General features: G+C 61.5%; 15 protein-coding genes. 8 read left to right on the top strand and 7 right to left on the bottom strand.

The window, feature by feature from the left end:
- Nucleotides 1-2: 2 nt before the first annotated feature.
- The 6 genes from R2N16_RS16835 to R2N16_RS16860 all read left to right on the top strand — a co-directional run bounded on the left by R2N16_RS16835 (nucleotide 3) and on the right by R2N16_RS16860 (nucleotide 5,740).
- A complete protein-coding gene (locus R2N16_RS16835; RefSeq protein ID WP_316666900.1) occupies nucleotides 3-2,267 on the top strand; it encodes a M23 family metallopeptidase in 2,265 nt (754 codons plus the stop codon).
- Nucleotides 2,264-2,731, top strand: a complete 468-nt coding sequence (locus R2N16_RS16840; RefSeq protein WP_316666903.1) for a hypothetical protein — start codon at nucleotides 2,264-2,266, stop codon at nucleotides 2,729-2,731. Before R2N16_RS16835 ends, R2N16_RS16840 begins: the two co-directional genes overlap by 4 nt.
- A gap of 53 nt (nucleotides 2,732-2,784) precedes the next feature.
- Nucleotides 2,785-3,060 (top strand): hypothetical protein, encoded by a 276-nt coding sequence (locus R2N16_RS16845; RefSeq protein ID WP_316666904.1) that lies wholly within the window; start codon nucleotides 2,785-2,787, stop codon nucleotides 3,058-3,060.
- A 79-nt stretch (nucleotides 3,061-3,139) separates the two neighbouring features.
- Nucleotides 3,140-3,817, top strand: coding sequence for a DUF3304 domain-containing protein (locus tag R2N16_RS16850; RefSeq protein ID WP_316666906.1), 678 nt, complete (start codon nucleotides 3,140-3,142; stop codon nucleotides 3,815-3,817).
- Nucleotides 3,818-3,970: 153 nt separating this feature from the next.
- On the top strand, nucleotides 3,971-4,660 hold the full coding sequence (locus tag R2N16_RS16855) for a DUF3304 domain-containing protein (protein WP_316666907.1): 690 nt from the start codon (nucleotides 3,971-3,973) through the stop codon (nucleotides 4,658-4,660).
- A gap of 162 nt (nucleotides 4,661-4,822) precedes the next feature.
- The gene (locus R2N16_RS16860) at nucleotides 4,823-5,740 is read left to right on the top strand and encodes a hypothetical protein (protein WP_316666908.1); all 918 of its coding nucleotides are present in this window, start codon (nucleotides 4,823-4,825) and stop codon (nucleotides 5,738-5,740) included.
- Between the two features lie 25 nt (nucleotides 5,741-5,765).
- Here R2N16_RS16860 and fliD read toward each other — a convergent pair whose 3' ends face one another.
- The 3 genes from fliD to R2N16_RS16875 form a co-directional block, all read right to left on the bottom strand.
- Nucleotides 5,766-7,802 (bottom strand): flagellar filament capping protein FliD, encoded by a 2,037-nt coding sequence (gene fliD / locus R2N16_RS16865; RefSeq protein ID WP_316666910.1) that lies wholly within the window; start codon nucleotides 7,800-7,802, stop codon nucleotides 5,766-5,768.
- Nucleotides 7,803-7,999: 197 nt separating this feature from the next.
- Nucleotides 8,000-13,849 carry an excinuclease ABC subunit UvrA gene (uvrA, locus tag R2N16_RS16870; RefSeq protein ID WP_316666912.1) on the bottom strand — a complete coding sequence of 1,950 codons (5,850 nt, stop codon included), beginning with the start codon at nucleotides 13,847-13,849 and terminating at the stop codon, nucleotides 8,000-8,002.
- A 235-nt stretch (nucleotides 13,850-14,084) separates the two neighbouring features.
- On the bottom strand, nucleotides 14,085-14,978 hold the full coding sequence (locus R2N16_RS16875) for a class II glutamine amidotransferase (protein ID WP_316666913.1): 894 nt from the start codon (nucleotides 14,976-14,978) through the stop codon (nucleotides 14,085-14,087).
- Nucleotides 14,979-15,220: 242 nt separating this feature from the next.
- On the opposite strand from R2N16_RS16875, the gene R2N16_RS25525 reads away from it, so the two are divergent.
- Nucleotides 15,221-15,394, top strand: coding sequence for a hypothetical protein (locus R2N16_RS25525; RefSeq protein WP_428984137.1), 174 nt, complete (start codon nucleotides 15,221-15,223; stop codon nucleotides 15,392-15,394).
- 85 nt (nucleotides 15,395-15,479) lie between these two features.
- On the opposite strand, the gene R2N16_RS16885 is transcribed toward R2N16_RS25525, so the two are convergent.
- The gene (locus R2N16_RS16885) at nucleotides 15,480-15,935 is read right to left on the bottom strand and encodes a universal stress protein (protein WP_316666914.1); all 456 of its coding nucleotides are present in this window, start codon (nucleotides 15,933-15,935) and stop codon (nucleotides 15,480-15,482) included.
- Nucleotides 15,936-16,027: 92 nt separating this feature from the next.
- A complete protein-coding gene (locus tag R2N16_RS16890) occupies nucleotides 16,028-17,026 on the bottom strand; it encodes a zinc-dependent alcohol dehydrogenase family protein (protein ID WP_316666915.1) in 999 nt (332 codons plus the stop codon).
- 154 nt (nucleotides 17,027-17,180) lie between these two features.
- On the opposite strand from R2N16_RS16890, the gene R2N16_RS16895 reads away from it, so the two are divergent.
- Complete coding sequence (locus R2N16_RS16895) at nucleotides 17,181-18,407, top strand: MgtC/SapB family protein (RefSeq protein WP_316666916.1); 1,227 nt, start codon at nucleotides 17,181-17,183, stop codon at nucleotides 18,405-18,407.
- Here R2N16_RS16895 and R2N16_RS16900 read toward each other — a convergent pair whose 3' ends face one another.
- Nucleotides 18,408-18,590: a YgaP family membrane protein gene (locus tag R2N16_RS16900; protein ID WP_316666917.1), complete on the bottom strand. Its 183-nt coding sequence runs from the start codon at nucleotides 18,588-18,590 to the stop codon at nucleotides 18,408-18,410.
- A 30-nt stretch (nucleotides 18,591-18,620) separates the two neighbouring features.
- Complete coding sequence (locus tag R2N16_RS16905) at nucleotides 18,621-19,088, bottom strand: CBS domain-containing protein (RefSeq protein ID WP_316666918.1); 468 nt, start codon at nucleotides 19,086-19,088, stop codon at nucleotides 18,621-18,623.
- Between the last annotated feature and the right edge of the window lie 61 nt (nucleotides 19,089-19,149).

Raw genomic sequence — 19,149 nt, forward strand, 5'->3', positions numbered from 1 at the left:
TCATGCTGATCAGCTACCCCATTCTGGAAACGCCGCAGACGAACGATACTGAGGAAACTGTGCTGGCTCGTATGCTGGCGCGTGCTACAAGCGCTGCCGGTCAGTACCCGGCCAATACGATCGGGCAATACAAGGTATGGCACGGTGGCTTGCACTTGGAGGCGACGAACGCTACGCCGATTCGTGCAATTGCGGATGGAATGATCGTCGCCTATCGGCAGGCGCAGGCAAGCGAGCAGTACCAAAATCAGCCGTATGACACCAGCTTTGTCTTGATCAAACATGAGACGGAGACTGGAGAGAACACACCCGTTGTCTTCTACTCACTTTATATGCACCTTGCGAGCCGTGATGCATTGACGGCCGATCAAATCTCCAGCCTTCCGCAGCTTTTTCAACAAGCCGCGGCGATGGGCACGGATGCCAAATCTCCACCCGTTTCTACCGCCGCGGAACGCAAGCAGGCCCGTGTGTATCGTAAAGATATTTTGGGCTATCCCGGGTTGCAGTACAGCCAAACAGAACGGCGAGTTCACTTTGAGGTGTTCACCACAGACGAACATCTTGGCCATTTCTGGAAAGACAGCACCGCCGCAACAAATCAAACGGCAAGTGCCGATTTCTATGGTGATGCGCATTTCATCATTCCAGCAGGCAAGAGTTTCACCGACAGACATCCACGTGCGAGCCAACCGCATCGCATTGTCTTCGATGCACACCATGATTTCCCGTTGGACGTCGGCCAAGCGGGTACCGTCTTGGATGAACTTTTTGTAACCGTTTGCTTGGATAGGGGGCGGCGCATCGCAACGACATACACCTTGCGAGACGGTGTATGTCAGCAAGTCGGTACTCCCGTTGAACAGGCCAACTATGAGTATGAGCTCTTTAGATTGGCTTCTACGTTATATCGAGATTGCCCAAGCGCCGGTTTCGAATTGCTGCGTTTTGGCCGAATTTTGTCCGGGGAAACAACGAACACGAACGAGAATTGGCAACTGGTGCGTTATAGCGACGATAATATTGGCTATATAGACCTTGCTGCAAACGATATTGTCAAGTTATCTGATGCCGATTTTCCGTATTGGCAAGGCTGGGAGAAATTCGAAGAAGGGCAACTCGCGAGCCCGTCGGATGCGTTTGTTGATGATCCGCACGCATTGGCGATGATCAACGATACGATTGGTTGGGGGCAGGAAAAGCTACGGCATCTGATTGTCAAACACCCCAGTGAATGGGATAGCTCGGATCTAGCCGCTCGCTACTCAAAGCTCCGGCAAAAAGGGGAGCCGCTTGAGGCGGAGGACAGTTGGCAGTTGTTTGAGGACCATGTTAAAAAATTAGCATTCTGGGATAAGGTTGATGGGCTGGATCGATCAGTGTGGCATTTTCACCCGATAGAGTTCATTTATCACGCGAGAAAATGTGGTTGGCTTAGCTTGTCTGAATTGGCATCGACTTTTCCCTGTTATATGTTCTATTCGTCATCTGGAAATCCTAGGACTGCGATTGCAACAAACAACGCAACGTATAAATTAACAGAGGCTGTGGCCAAGGATAGAATTAGGGATCATTCTGTTTCTTTAAATAAGTGCATTAGAAAGTACATTGGGAATAATAAGGGCCGAATTTCGCTGTTTTTGGCGCAAACGCTTCTCGAAACCGCTCAGTGGAGAAATCCTGGCGGAACAAAAAGGCTAATGCATGAGTGGGGGTTTGGCCAATATTCGAGTAGCAATCCCGCAACGCAGTACTACACTGCATTCTATGGGCGGGGTATTATGCAGTTGACTTGGGCTGGTAATTATAGGGCTTACGGAGAATTTAGGGCGCTTCCCAATCATAACGGAGCTTATGTTGAGCGATTGACGCCAAACGCACCGCGAATTACAGCGACGTCAACGCACTACACAGCTAATCCTAGTGATGGTGGACAGTTGATCCGGTGGGCACCTCGCTTTGATCCCGATTTTGTTGGGGAGGACAGTTATGCGGCGTGTGATTCTGGTGGGTTCTATTGGGTTTCAAAGAGTTTTTCAGAGGGTATGAGCATTAATCGGGTTTGTGATCGACCCTATTCCGCAGCTAATGTTGGCCTCATCAATAGACTTGTCAATGGGGGCGGGAATGGCTACTACGAGAGGCAAGCATATTCCGCTTATATTTTGCGCATGCTAACCGACGGCGTGGATACAGGCCCGACCCTGACGATTGCTCCGCCAGCGCCGAAGAGTGGTGTGACTGCGGACATGCGGAGGCCGGAATGAGAGCTGTAAAATTGTTGAGGGTGTTGGCGATCTTGGTTGCCATAATGGTCGTTAGTTATTCCTTTGCGGGGGACGTAGTTACGTTTCGTCCAGATCAGCACACCAAGGCTGCCTTGCATATTGACGGGAATCGGCTGTTGTACGATGTGAAAACAGCGGATGGTCGCGTCAGTGGTAGTATCGACACCCAAACAGATAAGCTTGTACATATCCAGATTGGTGATTACGAATTTAATGGCGGAAAGGGATTTTCATTTTGGTCAATTGATGAGGGTATGGGCGTTTATAAGATATATAGAGTTTTCACTCTGTCGAAGAAAACTGGTGATTTTGTTGAGCGCTTGCCAGATTGTGGAGATGGTTTTATAAATTTAAGAATTGATAGGGTAAGAAGGAGGCTTTTGAGTACCTATTTTGTCGATAACGAGGCAAAAACCTGCGTAACGCGATTGCTGCCGCAGTGAATTCTTTAATTGGGCTCTGTTGTGCTTCTCTCTCAACAAGACTTCACGCTCTCATGAAATTGCAATACAAACTCGCCATAGCCCTCCTGACCTCCGCCTGGATGACCACAGGCATCTGCGCCCAGCACACCTCCACCGAGCCGGCATCAGGCAATGCCGCGCAAAACGGAATCAAGCGGGCCGTGCACGCAAAGAAGCACGGCAAGCGTGCCAAGGTCGCCCGTGCACGCAAGAACACGCAAGTTACGCGTGACGGCGATGCAGAAGTACTCGCCCAGGTGCTGGGATCGGATAGCAAGAATCCGTTGTGGGGAAAGCCGCAGCAATAGGAGGGGTTTGTTGTCGGATGGGCCGCGCGGTGCAGCCTGAAGCGGGCCCCCAATCCCACCGGTCCACAAAGAAAACACAATGAAAACCCGGAGATGCTTCGGCGCAGCGGCCATCGCCTTAACGGCGTTTTGCGCATTGACGGCTTGCACCTCGAAGCCGGCCCCAACGGATGACGAGGTGGCGGCCAGCATCACTTCGTACAACCACACTCCCGACTACATCCATCAGTTCTATGTCGATGGCACTTGGGCGGGCAACTCGTTTGCCTACGGGGGCGGGGGAAGTTTTGTCTGTTGCGTCGTGTACCCCAAAAATTGGCGCCCTGGCCTAACGGCCACGGTGAAATGGACAACCTCCAGTTCTGACCCAAATGCGGAAAGTGATGCCGCGAAGCCGCATTGGCACGAGGCTGTAGTCCCCGTTGAGAGGTATGTAGGAGCCGGCACGTTGCACGTGCATTTCCTGCCGGGCGGCGAGGTTCGACTCATTGTTTCAAGCAAGGCGGCGGGGCATCCTGACTATCCGGGGCCGCCCTATCCGGTTAAGCCGGCCGACTTTCATTTCGAGCCAAGCCGGCGTGCGGCTCAGTTGAAAGAAGAGCGCGCCCGAGCGCAGGCGGCAGGGCGGGCGCGGTTGGAGGCTGAGATGCGTACCATCAAAGCGGTGCCGCCCGCCGCTCCGGCGGACTCATCTCCGAGCACACCGGGGGGCGATAGTTTGCCGCCTCCACCCGTACTTCCGAAGGAGGAGAAATGAGCGCGTTCCGCCCGGGCTGGTACGAGATTAGCTTCGATGCGAGCACGCGTCATACCTATCACGATCTCGCGGTCTGATGGATCGATATAGCTCCGCATTTCGAAGGTCTAGCGGAAGCATCAACAACGACACTCAGCGAGCAAGGTGCGGCAATTGACCGGTTATTTCGAGTGCAGGTTGAAAGAGAGAATAGGAGCCACCGAAGATGCCCGCAAGAGCTTTATCCACCTAGTGATTGCGGTACTTGTTTCAGTCGCTTTCGTGACATATCAAAAAACGAGTCATGCAGCGTCGATCGCGGATGCCATGCCGAATGCAACAGAAGCGCAGCGCGAGATGATTCGCCGTATGGAGAACACGGCAACTCCGAGCCTTAACGGTGTCCAGCTCTACACAGGGCGAGAACGAACCCCAACGATTACCAAAGGGCTGACGATCATCGGCTACAACTATACGCACACTGCCATTACAAATTTCTCCGTCGGCCGTGTCAGCGGGGGCAATATCGAAGTGTCCTCGCGTGCTTACAGTTACGGTGGAGGGGCTTGTTGCGCACCGATTCCACAGGGAGTGCCACTACCAATATCGGTCGATATCGGGTGGCAACGTGATGGCACCGGCGACCGTCCGTGGTGTAAGCAAGCCGTGTTGTTAACAGGCCCGATGCCTGAGAAAGCGAACTATTTTGAGGTGCACTTCTATCAAGACGGTACCGCGCAGGTTGCGATTACGGACCATCCATCACGACCTCGTGTTCGGATGGATCGATATAGTCCCGCATTTCGCAAGCCAAGCGGAAACATCAACAACGATACTCTGCACGCAAGGTGCAGCGATGAGTAATCGGAAGATGCCTTAAGCGTGCATACTGCTGGAGCAGTCGACTCAGAATCGTGGTGATGCAATCGCCAACCTTTGGGTGAAAGCGCAACGCAAGAAACTGATCAATAAATTCTTCGAGAACGTTCCCAAGTCATGCGTAACACGGCTGCATCCGGATTGGAGATGCTTCGCTACGCTTTGGCGGCGTATGCATTCGCTACGGCGTTTCCTGCGTTTGCAGACGGGCCATTGACGCTGCCTCGCAGCGAACAAGCCACTGGCGGCTATCTGAGCACAGCATTGCTGCTCAAGCCATGCCTGGATATTCGTGAATGGTCGCCCGAGCCGGACGACACTCTTCTGAAGCAGGTTGCGGATGCGCGAAAAGGGCTGCCACCGGAAACGTGTGATTCCCCCGCGCTGGTGGAGAAGTTGTTTAAAGCGAGATTTCTGCAGTACGCGTCGATTGCTGCGGTGGCTGATCCATGGAACCTCGGTGCAAAAGTCGCAGCGCAAAACGAAGTCATTGGCCGGTGTCATGACACGCAATGCCTGGACCGCGAGTTGGATGCAGTGATTGCCGCCTTGTCGCCTCTGTACCTGAATTCCCGTCCGGAATGGCCGAGTGGACCCGGTCTATGCACTTCGAAAATCGTCGAGGTGGCGGCGACCAAGGTGCGCGCATTACTGGGTGCCAAAGTTCAGAAAGACATGGTCGACGCGTGCGCCCCAGAGTCGTTGTCCATACAAACCTGCCAGGGGGCGCAGGGTAGGCTTGTCTTCGCGGGATGCACAATGAGCGGTAATCAGGTCAACGCTCCCGAATGGCTCTATCGCATCAGAAACGCCAAGCTTGAATCGCTACTCGACATCGATGATGGACCGTCCGGCGTGTTGAAAACTACGTGCAATGGCATGCCGGATCTCATGACGGCGGCACGGGTCAGCATGGGTGAGCATTACGTGACCTATTACCGCTACGACGGCGCGCGGTACCAATCTGTGTATGCCTATACCGCGATGGGCGTTGGCACAGACGACAACGGCAACGATTTGGCAATCGCACAGGGTGGGCAGGCCACAAGGGTGGTTTGCCGGTAGATCGAAACTCTGCGGCGCAGAGCGGTTACCCCCCCGACCGCTGCTTCTGCAATATCGCCAACTGCGTCGTCAGGTAATTACTGGTGTTCGTCATACTGGCCACCACCTTCGACAGCGCATTGAACTGCGCGTAATACAGCGCCTGCTTGGCATCGAGCTGCTTTTGCATCAGGTCGATCTGTTTGCCGAGCGAGGTGATCGAGCTGTTGATGGCGTCGGTGGCGTTCTGCACCATGCCGTTGCTGGACAACAGATTGCCCGACACGGTGTGCAGCTGCGCCGCGTAGCCGCGCTGCACGGTGACGGTGCCGCGGTCGCCCAACGCACCGCCGGTCACTTGCACCGTCAGGCCATCCGCTGCGGAGCCGCTGGCGCCGTACAGGTTCTGGCCCGAACCCGTGGCGGCAGCGCCGTTGATGGTGCCTTGCACATCGCGCCCGGCCGTGGCCGTGGGGCTACCGCCAAGCAGCGACGTTGCGCCATTGCCCGACACAGACACCGTCGACACCGAGCCGTATTGCTTGTCGGTCAACGTCAGCACGCCGTTGGCATCGGCGCCAATGGCGACTTCCACCTTGGCTTTCTGCAGGTCGGGCGATGCGTTGATCTGGCTCTGGATCTGCGCGGCCAGGCTCGACGCCGTGTAGCTGCCCGCCGGCACCTTGATGTTGGTGGTGATGCCGCTGAGCGTGACCGACAGGCTGTCGTTCACGCCGCTCTGGATAGTGGTGTTGGCAGCCGCTGAGCCCTTGAGCGCCCCCTGGGTAGCCAGTTGGGTGACGTTGATGGCATAGCTGCCGGCTTGCGTGGTCGTTGAAAACGACGAGACCTTCAGCAGCGCATCCGTTGCCGTGCCCGTACCGGCAAACAGGGCCGCCACCTGGCTGGGCGATTTCTTCAGGGCCGCGGTCAGTTTCGGGTCGTCGATCGACAGCGTGCCTTCCTTGTCCATCGTCACGCCGATGCTGCCCAGCGATTGGAACGCGCCGTTGCCGATGCCCTGGCCCAGCACGTCGGTCAGCTGGTTGATCATCGCCTTGGTGCTGACATCGCCGGCCAGCGCGCCGTTGTTGGCTGCGTTGGCGGTGTCGAACTTGGTCAGTGCGTTGAGCTGGATGCGCAGCGCGTTGTACGCCTTGACAAAGTTGAGCACCGACTGGCTGGCCTGGCCGGCGTCGCTGCCGACCGTGACTGTCGTGCTGCCCGTCTTGGACAGCGTGAACGAAGTGCCGTCCACCACGTCCGTCAGCGTGTTGGTGGCGCTTTGCACGCTGATGCCGTTGACGGTGGCAAGCGCGTTGCGGCCCGTGGCGACCTCGCTCATGTTCTGCGTGCCGGCCGGATCGTGGCTCAGCAGGGATTGCAGTGCAGGGTCCCCCGATACGGAAATTTTCATCTCCGAATTGGCGCCGCCCGCGGTGGACGTCAGCACCAGCCGGTAGGGCGAACTGCTGCCGTCGTTGACGATGCTGGCCGAGACGCCCAGGTTGGCGCTGTTGATGGCGTCGCGGATGCCTGCGAGCGTGTTGTTTGACGGATCGATGGTGACCGAGCCGCCGGCCTGGTTGCCGTTCTGCGTGAAGGTGGCGCCGGTGTATTTGCCGTCGGCAAAGCTGCCGCCGGAGACGCTACCGAATGAAAAGGTGAGGGTGGTGGGCGTGCCGCCGCCGATGGGCGTCTTGCTGGACGCCTGCCCGGTGGCTGACAGCACCTGCGCCTGTGCAAGCTGCGTCACGTTGACCTGATACGAGCCCGCCGGCGCCGTGTTGGACAGCGTAGCCGTGAGGATCGACGTGTCGTGCCCGCTGGCCTTGTTGCCGGTGAATGTGTCCGGGTTGTTCAGCGCCGCCATCGCCGTCTGGAAGGTTGCCAGCGCGCTTTTGAGCGACCCGACCGCCGACAGCTGCGTCTGAAAGGTCTTCTGCTGCGTCTGCCGCAGCGTCATGCCCTTGCTTTCCGCCTGCATCAGCTTCGTGACAAGGGTGTTGACGTCAATATTCGTACCGATGCCCGGAATCGAGATCGGCGGAACATAGTTGTTGCTCGTGGACGAGGTAGCCATGGTCGGGCGCGCGCAAACGCTTTCTTCACAATCTTCACAATGTGACGGCAGCGCAGCGCACTTCTTTAGGGCAAACCCTGCTCGGGCAGGCTTTTTTCCGGGTTTGCTCAGGAAAGCGAAAGAATTGCCGGTGCCACACGAAGCGGCGCACAGCGCGGACGGCCTCCACCGGGGGCGAAGACCGTCGCGCGCCACCCCTAAACCGTTTCGCCTTCCTTGCTCGGATCGACCAGCTTGCCGCGCGCCAGCACCGGCACCAACGCGGCCCCGGTATGGCTGGCCGGCACGCGCGTCAACGCCTCGGGCCCGCAAGCCGCGACGATCGTGCCGCCCTCATCGCCGCCTTCGGGGCCGAGATCGAGAACCCAGTCTGCCTCGGCAATCACGTCGAGGTCGTGCTCGATCACGATCACGCTGTGGCCGCCGTCCGCCAGGCGATGCAGCACGCGAATCAGCTTGGCCACGTCGGCCATGTGCAGGCCCACGGTCGGCTCGTCCAGCACGTACAGCGTGTGCGGCGCCTTCTGGCCGCGGCGCGTCACGTCATCGCGCACCTTCGACAATTCGGTGACGAGCTTGATGCGCTGCGCCTCGCCGCCGGACAGCGTGGGCGAGGGCTGGCCCAGCGTCAGGTAACCCAGGCCCACGTCCTTCATCAACTGGAGCGGGTGGGCGATGCTGTTCATTGCGCCGAAAAACTCGACCGCTTCGTCGATTTCCATGGTGAGCACATCGCCGATGTTCCTGCCGCGCCAGGTGACGGCGAGCGTTTCCGCATTGAAACGCTGGCCGTGGCAGACGTCGCAGCCGACCTTCACGTCGGGCAGGAAGCTCATGGCGATGGTGCGCACACCCTGGCCTTCACAGGCAGGGCACCGGCCGTCACCGGTGTTGAACGAGAAGCGCGAAGCGGTATAGCCGCGCGCGCGGGCTTCGAGCGTGTCGGCAAAAAGCTTGCGGATGGTGTCCCACACGCCGATATACGTGGCGGGGCATGAGCGCGGCGTCTTGCCGATCGGGGTCTGGTCGACTTCCAGCACGCGGTCGATGGCTTCCCAGCCGGTCACGCTGTCGCAGCCGTGCCAGTCGTGTTTGACGTCGAACTTGGCACGCACCTTGGCGTCAGGCACCTCCGCCTGCGCGGCCTTGCGTGCGCGGCGCGTTGCCGGCGAAGACAGCACCGAACGGCCGACTGCATCGAGCAGGTTTGTCATCAACACATCGCGCGCCAGCGTGGATTTGCCCGAGCCCGATACACCCGTAATCGCAACCAGACGCGACAGCGGCATCGTCGCCGTGACGTTACGCAGGTTGTGCAGCTTGGCGCCATGCACCGTCAGCCATTGCTCGGGCACAGCCCGTGCGCCAGCGCGCGGTGCGACCACCTCGCGGCGCGGCTGCAGCGGATGCTCGATTGGCTGCGACAGGAACCGGCCCGTAAGCGAATCCGGCTGCGCAGCCAGATCCTGCACACCGCCTTGCGCGACGAGCGTGCCGCCGCGCTTGCCGGCGCCAGGGCCGATGTCGATGATGTGGTCTGCTCGGCGGATGGTGTCTTCATCGTGCTCGACCACCACCAGCGTGTTGCCCTTGTCGCCCAGCTTGCGCAGCGCGTCGAGCAGGATCTGGTTGTCGCGCGGATGCAGGCCGATGGTCGGCTCATCCAGCACGTAGCAGACGCCTTGCAGGTTGCTGCCGAGTTGCGCAGCCAGGCGAATACGCTGCGCTTCACCGCCCGACAGGCTGGGCGCGGCGCGGTCCAGGCTCAGGTAGCCCAGGCCGACCTCTTCCAGGAACGACAGGCGGCTATGAATCTCGGCCACCACGTCGCGGGCGATGTCGGCGTCGCGCCCGGTCAGGTCCAGGCCTTCGACCCAGCGGCGGGTCTGGCTGACCGTCCACTGCGCGATGTCGACGATGGGTTTGGCGGCAAAGGTCACTGCGCGGGCCGTCGGGTTCAGGCGCGTGCCTTGGCAATCCGGGCAGGGCAGGTCGGTCATGCCGTCTGGGTCGACCTCCTCTGACGGCAGCGTCTGTTCGCGGCCTCGATCGTCACCGCCGAGCACAGTGTCATCAAACGCGGCACGCTGTTCGCGCGTGAGCGCCAGACCGGTACCGACGCAGCTCGGACACCAGCCGTGCTTGCTGTTGTACGAGAACATGCGCGGGTCCAGCTCGGGGTAGCTGGTGCCGCAGGTCGAGCACGCGCGCTTGGTCGAAAAGACCTTCACGTTGCCGACGTGTGCTGTGCCGCCGTTGCTCATGGCGTGTTGCAGTCCATCCAGGGGCGCGAGCACGTGCATGATGCCTTTGCCGTATTCCAGCGCCTGCTCCAGCAACGCACGCAGCGCGGCTTCGTTTTCCGGAGACACAACGGTGTCGCCCACGGGCAGTTCCAGCGTGTGCTCGCGGAAGCGGTCCAGGCGCGGCCATGGGTCGACGCTCAGGAATTCGCCGTCGACGCGCAGATGCGTATAGCCGCGCGCCTTGGCCCATTTGGCAAGGTCGGTATAGACGCCCTTGCGGTTCACGACCAGCGGCGCGAGCAGGCCGATATGCTGGCCGCGATGGTCGCGCATAAGCTGGGCAAAGATCGCCTCCGGGCTTTGCGCCGACACCGGCGTGCCGTCGTGGATGCAGTGCTGCACGCCCAGCTTCACATACAGCAGGCGCAGGAAGTGCCACACCTCGGATGTTGTCGCCACCGTGCTCTTGCGGCCGCCGCGCGACAAGCGCTGCTCGATGGCCACCGTAGGCGGAATGCCGTACACGGCATCGACTTCCGGCCGCCCAGCAGGCTGCACGATGGAACGCGCATACGCATTGAGCGACTCAAGATAGCGGCGCTGCCCCTCGTGGAAGAGGATGTCGAACGCCAGCGTCGACTTGCCCGAACCCGACACGCCCGTCACCACGTTGAACTTGCCGTGCGGAATGTCGACGCTCAGGCCCTTGAGGTTGTGCTCGTGCGCATGGACGATGCGCACCACGTTCTCGCCTTGAACTTCCACCAGCGCAGCGCGCTTGGCACGGCGCTCGGCCAATGCCGTTTGCAGCGGTACGCCCTCGCTGGCCTCTGGCTGGCCGATGTTGGCTTCGTATTGTTTGAGCGCCACGCCGGTATGCGATGCAGCGCAGCCCTTGACCTGCGCGGGCGTGCCGGCGCACACCAGCAGGCCGCCGGCGTCGCCGCCCTCGGGGCCGAGGTCGATGATCCAATCCGCTGCGCGCACCACGTCGAGGTTGTGCTCGATCACGATCAGCGAATGCCCGGCGTCGAGCAACTTGCCGAACGCTCGCATCAGCTTGGCGATGTCGTCAAAGTGCAGGCCCGTGGTCGGCTCGTCGAACATGAACAAGCGGCCGGCGTTGGCTGGCGCATCCTGCTTGACGCGCTTGCGAGCGGCCGCCTGGGCGGCCTGTGCCGCTTCGGCCAGGAAGCCCGCCAGCTTCAGGCGTTGCGCCTCGCCGCCGGAGAGCGTCGGCACCGGCTGGCCAAGCTTCACGTACTCCAGGCCCACGTCGACAATCGGTTGCAGCACGCGCAGCACGTCGGCGTCATCGGCGAACACGGTGGCGGCTTCGCTTACCGTCAGCTCCAGCACATCGGCCACGGACAGTGCGCGGCCGGCGCGGGGCAGCTTCACTTCCAGGATTTCAGCGCGATAGCGCATGCCGTCGCAATCGGGGCAGCGCAGGTAGATGTCGGAGAGGAACTGCATCTCGACGTGCTCGAAGCCCGAGCCGCCGCAGGTCGGGCAGCGGCCATCGCCAGAGTTGAAGCTGAACGTACCGGCCGTGTAGCCGCGCTGCAAAGCCATCGGGGCCTTGGCAAACAGCTTGCGGATTTCATCGAACGCGCCAACGTAGCTGGCCGGGTTCGAACGCGCGGTCTTGCCGATGGGGGATTGGTCGACGAACACCACGTCGCTGATCTGGTCTGCGCCGCGCAGGGCACGGAATGCACCGGGCGATTCCGTTGCCTTGCCAAAGTGGCGCGCCAGGGCCGGGTGGAGCACGTCCTGGATCAATGTCGATTTGCCCGAGCCGGACACGCCGGTCACGCATACCAGGCGCTGCAGCGGAATCTCGACCGTGACATCGCGCAGGTTGTGTTCAGCCGCGCCTTCGAGCACCAGGCGTGGCGTAGCGTCGTTGACAGGACGTGCTTGCCAGTCGGTCGCATCGGCCACGCGGCGCAGTCCAGAAAGATACACACCCGTGAGCGTATCGGCATGGCGGATCTGCGCCGGAGTGCCGTCGAAGACGATGTTGCCGCCACGCTCGCCGGGGCCGGGCCCCATGTCGATCAGGCGGTCGGCAGCCAGCATCACGGACGGGTCATGCTCGACCACCACCAGCGTGTTGCCCGCGTCGCGCAGGCGTTGCATGGCTTGGACAATGCGATCGAGATCGCGCGGGTGCAGGCCGATACTGGGTTCGTCCAGCACGAACAGTGTGTTGACCAGCGACGTGCCGAGTGCCGTCGTCAGGTTGATCCGCTGCACTTCGCCGCCGGACAGCGTGCGGCTCTGGCGGTCGAGCGTCAGATAGCCGATGCCGACGTCGCACAGATAGGCCAGGCGCGTGCGCACCTCGTCCAGCAGCAGCTTGAGCGCATCGTCGAGCAGCACCGAAGGCAGCGTCAGTTCATCGAAGAAACGGCGGATGCGCTCGATGGGCAGCAGCATCACGTCGTGCACGGTCAGGCCAGGCAGGGCTTCGAGTTGGGCACGGCTCCAGGTCACGCCGCGCGGCATGAAGCGGTGTTCGGGCGCGAGCACGGCATCGGCGTTTTCCTTGGTGCCCAGACGCCATTGCATCGACTCGGTTTTCAGTCGCGCGCCGCCGCAGGTTTCGCAGGTCGTGTAGCTGCGGTACTTGGAGAGCAGCACGCGGATGTGCATCTTGTACGCCTTCGACTCCAGGTAGTCGAAGAAGCGGCGTACGCCGTACCACTGCTTGTTCCAGCCGCCACGCTTGAAGGCCGGGTCCCCATTGATGACCCAGTTGCGCTGCGCTTCGGTCATCTCTGCCCACGGCGTGCCGCGCGGGATATCGGCAGCGGCGGCGTAGCGCATCAGATCGTCCTGGCACTCCTTCCAGGCTGGGGTCTGCATCGGTTTGATGGCGCCGTCGCGCAGGGTCTTGCGCTCGTCCGGAATCACCAGCCCCAGATCGACCCCAATCACACGGCCGAAGCCGCGGCACGCATCGCACGCGCCGTAAGCGGAATTGAACGAGAACAGCGCCGGTTGCGGGTCGGCATAGCGCAGATCGCTTTCCGGACAGTGCAGGCCCGTGGAAAAGCGCCAGATGATGGGCTCCGCCGCTTCATCGGCCGGCAACACGTACACGCTGACGCGCCCGCCGCCGCGCTTGAGCGACGACTCGATGGCCTCCAGCGCGCGGGCACGCTCGGTGCCCTGCAGGCGGAAGCGATCGGCCACCACATCGAGCAGCTTGCGCTTGCCCGTGGAAGACTCGACCACGCGTTCGGCCTGCACGCGCGTATAGCCGCTGACCGACAGCCACTGCGTGACTTCTTCCGGGCTCGTATTGGCCGGCAGCTCCACGGGAAACGTCACCACGAGGCGCGGATCGCCCTCGCTCGTGCGCGAGAGCAGCTCGTCGTAGATGGTTTCCGGCGTGTCGTGCCGCACCGGCAGCGCGGTGTCGCGGTCGAACAGCTGTGCGGCGCGCGCAAACAGCAGCTTCAGGTGATCGTTCAGTTCCGTCATCGTGCCGACCGTCGAGCGCGAACTGCGCACCGGGTTGGTCTGGTCGATCGCGATGGCCGGCGGCACGCCTTCAACGTGCTCGACCTGCGGCCGGTCCATGCGGTCCAGGAACTGGCGGGCGTAGGCGCTGAACGTCTCGACGTAGCGGCGCTGGCCTTCGGCGTAGAGCGTGTCGAAAACGAGGCTTGACTTGCCGGACCCCGACGGGCCGGTCACGACGGTCATTTCACCCGTACGCAGGTCCAGATCGAGGTTCTTGAGATTGTGCTGACGGGCTCCGCGCAAGCGAATGACACCGGAGGACATTGAGGGCGTTCCTTGGAGGGTGGGGGGACGCCGGCGCGGACGAACGATTTGCAGCCGCGCCGGCAATCAGAATTCGAGCCGTAAACTGTAGCGGATTATCAAGATCCGGTTCGCTTACGAAACGAGTCGCGGCCGCGAGCGTAACGCAGGGCTCCTGACAGCGTTTTGTCAGGAGGTTTCAGCGTACGGGTAGAAAGAGTGGGGTGATGCGTATATCACCCCGGCCGGAGCGCGGTCAGCCCGCCTCGCGCCCGTAAGAGGCCTGGTTGGCCGGCAGGTCAAAGCCCGTGGGGCCGGGCTTGCGCGGCACAAACCGGTGGTGCTCGACCACGCCGCCCTTGACGATCACGACGGTCTCTTCAGGGATCTCCGCCCAAGCACCAGGCAGGTCCACAAGGGGCTCGGACAGCACAAGGAAGGCGTCATCCCCTGCATCGTCAATCGCGGCGGTGTCAGGATAGAGCTGATGCAGGTGCTTGAAAGACGTGCTGTGGAAAAGGGAGCGCGATTCGCCCTCGCTGGAATAGCGTGCTGCCACGATCTGGATGCCGTCCGTCGCACAGACCGTCATGTTCAATGGGTATTCGACGCCGTGGCGGCGGCCGATGTCTTCGATCAGCCCGACCATCTGTTCCAGGGCGCCGCGCGGGTCGCGGTCCAGCCCGAACGAGAGCGCCAGGAAAAACATGATCTCGGAATCGGTCGAACCCTCGATCCAGCGAAACAGCTCGGGCGCCACTTCCATCATCAGCGCGCGGCGCAGGAGCGGATATTCACGGATCAGCCCGTTGTGCGCAAAAAGCCACCGGCCGTAGCGGAACGGATGGCAGTTGGTCTCCTGGGCGGGGGTGTCCGTTGCCGCGCGCACATGGGCAATGAACATCGACGAGCGGATGGCGCGGGCGGCTTCACGCAGGTTGGTGTCGTTCCATGCGGGGTGCAGGCAGCGGTATCGGAAGGGCACTTCAGAGTAGCGGCCATACCAGCCGATGCCGAAGCCGTCGCCGTTGGTGGTCGTCTCGCCGCCAAGGCGGGAGCGCAGACTCTGGTCGATCAACGAGTGCCGCGGCCGGAACAGTACGGTCTCCATCTGAATGGGATTGCCTGAATACGCCAGCCAGCGACACATGATGCATTTGCCTATAGGGATGCCTTGAGAGGTGAGTCTATGCAATGCGCTTGCGAATGCACAAGAGAATCCCGACCCTCATCCGGCCAGGGTCTGGGCGGTTTCGCGGCCTTGACGGTCACGTTCTTCATCGGTTTTATGGGCGGCGCCACGCACGACATGCAGCTCGCGAAGCCGCGTGGGCACAGCGCAGCCGGCATCTGCAAGGGTGGCGCGGACTTGGCCCGCGGAGCGTCCAGCGCATGCCCCAGAAGGGCTCGGTGCTGGCCCAGATGCATAGGTTCAGCACGGCAACACTGTCGTCAAAACGCATCACCATGGCCAGCGGTGCCGGGTGGGACAGCACCATCGGCTGGTTGGATGAGTGCGGAAACGTCGAGTGCGCTTCGGGTGCGTTCGAACCCACAATCGGCTAGACGACGGGCTCACACGTGGCACGCAGGTGAGCGCCCTCCGAAGCAGACGATCAGAGCGGCTGTGCTTCCGAGTACCTCTTCCCTCTTACTCATCGACCTCGCTACGCACCATCAGCACCGGCTTGTTGGTCTTGCGCACCACGCCTTCGGCCACGCTGCCCAGCACCAGATGCTTGAGCCCACGCCGGCCATGCGTGCCGAGCACGATCAGGTCCGTTGCGGTCTCGTTGGCTTCCGCGACAATCGTTGCGGAAATCTGCCCCGGCGCAATGGATCTTTCGAGCAGCTTGGTCGAATGCTTGATGCCCGCGGCGTCCAGCTTCTTTGATACCTCGGCCAGCGTATCGCGGCCGTAGTCGACCACCTGCTTGGCGTAGGCAATCGAATCAGTTCCGACCATGTCGAAGGTGATGTCGCTGCTATCGGCAACGAATAGGGCTTCGACTTCCGCGCCCGTTGCCTTGCTGACCACAATGGCTTGGTGCAGCGCGAGGTAGGAGGCGTGGCTGCCGTCGGTGGCAAGCAGGATTCGCTGATACATGGTGGTCTCCAAGGCGTTGCGCAGTAAGGCACCGCGTGTAATCAGCGTAGCCAGCGTGGCGCGGGGGCGGTTGATACGTGTCAAATGTCTTTCTAAGACACCTGCAGGACGGCAGCGCCGGCTAGCCGCCCGGCGCGGAGGTCTTCCAAGGCGATGTTGGCGTCTTGCAACCGATAGGGCGTGACACGAACCCGCAAGGGGATTTCCGCTGCGATGCGCATGAGCGCGAGTCCGTCCGCCCGCGTCAGGTTCGCGACGGATACAAGCTTGCGTTCTTCCCACAGCAACCGATACGCAAACGCGGGGATCTCGCTCATGTGAATGCCGCCGCAGACCACCGTGCCGCCCTTGACCACGGCCTGTAGCGCTTGGGGCACGAGCGCGCCAATGGGTGCGAAGATCAACGCGGCGTCGAGCGGTTCCGGTGCGGGGGTGTCGCTGGCGCCTGCCCATTTGGCGCCGGTGTCCAGCGCAAGTTGTTGAGCCGCCGTGTCGCGTGGCCGGGTGAAGGCAAAGATTTCGCGCTGCTCTGCCACGGCAATTTGTGTGATGAGGTGGGCCGCAGCGCCAAAGCCGTAAATGCCGATCCGGTGCGCATCGCCGGCCATGCGCAGCGTGCGGTAGCCGATCAGGCCGGCACAGAGCAGCGGCGCGGCGTGTGCATCGTCGTACCGTGCGGGAATCGGCAGGCAGTACCGCGCGTCGCAGACGACGTATTGCGCATACCCACCATCGCGCGTGTATCCGGTGAAGGCCGGGTGATCGCACAGGTTTTCGCGCCCTTGCAGGCAGTACGGGCAGACTCCGCATGTCCAGCCGAGCCACGGCACGCCCACGCGCTCGCCTGGGGAGGGCGTTGTTACGCCTTCGCCGCACGACTCGACGATGCCGACGATTTCATGACCGGGAATGAGGGCGGGTTTCGGGGCGGTCAGTTCGCCGTCCACGATATGGAGGTCGGTACGGCAGACACCACACACGGACACCGCGATCCGGACCTCACCCGGCCCAGGCGTTGGCGTAGGCACTTCACGCCAGACCAATGGCTTTCCGGCCCCTTCCATCACCATGGCCTGCATCGATTCGGACATCGCAGTCTCCGAGTGTGGCGTGTCCTGTCAGTATGGATGCGTGCTGCGGAACGACGTCCCTGCAGTCGACCATCGACTGCGCCAGATCAATCGGGAGGCGTTGCCGCGCGCAATACTGAATGGGTGCAATGCAACGGCCATCCGTATCCACTGAATGTCTTCACTGCTGTCCTTCTCGGTTGCCTTGGGCGTGGGGCTGGCGATCGGCCTCGAGCGCGAGCGTAGTCATGCCGACAGCGTGGAGCTGCCGGCGGGCATGCGAACGTTTGCGATTGGGGCGCTGGCCGGTGCCATTGCGGCAAGCGTGCCCATACCGTTTGCCGTGCCCGCGGTGTTGCTGACGGTCGCGGTTTTGGCGGCCCTGGGTTATCACCATTCCGCCAACCTTGACCCTGGCGTGACGACGGAACTCGCACTCGTTGCGACCACGCTGTTAGGCGCCTACGCCGTGAGCGAGCCCGAAATGACGGCGGCCCTCGGTACGGTGCTCCTTGTTCTGCTCTATGCCAAAGCGGGTTTGCATCGCTTTGCCCGCACGGTCATCACCCAGCGGGAACTCGCCGATCTGTTGATCCTTGCCGTAGCAGCATTGCTGATCTGGCCGGCGGTTCCCGACCGGCACATGGGGCTGCTGAACGCCTGGAACCCGCATACGCTGTGGCTGGTTGTGCTGCTTGTCATGCTCACCGGCAACACGGGCCATTTTGCGGCGCGATGGTTTGGAGCGCACCTCGGCTTGCCGCTGGCCGGCCTGTTCAGCGGCTTCGCATCGAGTGTGGCCACGATCACGGTCATGGCCGCGCACGTCCGAAAAGATCATCGCCTCGTTGGCGGTGCGGTTGCCGCGGCGCTGCTGTCCAACGTCGCTACGCTGGTGCAGATGGCGTTGCTGATTGCCGCTATCAACATCGACTTGCTGCGCTTGCTGGCCGGCCCGCTGGCAGTGGGCATGATGACGACCGTGGCATGGTCCGCTCTATGGATATGGCGTGACAGCGAGCCCCGTCAGGAGGCGCCCGAGAACTCGGGGTCGTCCATCAACTGGCGCGTCGCGATTGGTTTTGCCCTTTGGACGGCGGCCTTGCTGCTTGCTGCGGCCGCCGCTCGAACATGGTTTGGGACAGCCGCGGTGGTGGCTGTCACCGTGTTTGGTGCATTTGCCGATGTGCATGCCGCGACGGCCTCCATCGCAACGCAGGTTGCCGGCCACACGCTGCAGCCGTCTACAGCGGGCACGTTGGTGATGCTTGCGCTGACAGCCAACACGTTTTCAAAGGTCGTTGTGGCCATCAGCGGAGGCCGCGCTTTTGCCGGCAGGGTCATCACCGGTCTGCTGACCATGCTTCTGTTCAGCTGGGCGCTGTTGTGGTTTGTCGCCTAGTCAATCCCGGCCAATGCCCAGCACCCAATAGAGCGGGCACATGCGGATCAGGCCCGTCGCCAGAGGAATCAGCCCCAACCAGCCAACCCACGCGGGGACCTTGCCAAAAACCGCAAGCAAAATCATGGCGATGCCAATCAAGATGCGGACGGCGCGGTCCGCGGTTCCAACATTGGTCAACACGGCAATACTCCTAAAGGGTTGGGTCAAGAATTAGAGAATCAAATCGGACGGCGCATGCTGGTGTGATTTTCCAGCGTTGTCGCGGCCGAGAATGCCGGCCAGCAAGGTCCATTCGCCGCCTATCGCGCGGATGGCGTCGTCCAGACTGAGCATGCCCACCAGCCGTTGCTGACGATCGACCACTGCCAGACGGTGCAGGCCGTGGCTCAGCATCGAGCGCAAGGCTTCACTGATCACGGCGTCATCGTGGATGGTCAGAAGACCGCGCGTCATGACTTCCGATACGGCGGTCTGGGTGCAATCGTCGCAGCTGGCGATGCCGTGCACCACCATGTCCCGGTCTGTCACGATGCCCACCACCCGCGTCCCCCCCGGGGTGAATTCCGTGACAAGCAACGCCCGGGCACCTTCATCCCGCATCAACCGGGCGGCTTGCTGCAACGTTGCCGTTGCCTGGACGTGGACGATGCGGTGGGAACAAATCTCGTCGACCCTCATGCTGAACTCCGATGCGCGTACGTTTTCACTATAAGAACGGGCCGGTGTCAGAGGTTGATCC

Origin of the sequence: Ralstonia psammae, from assembly GCF_958405935.1 — a bacterium.
GTDB classification, from domain to species: domain Bacteria; phylum Pseudomonadota; class Gammaproteobacteria; order Burkholderiales; family Burkholderiaceae; genus Ralstonia; species Ralstonia psammae.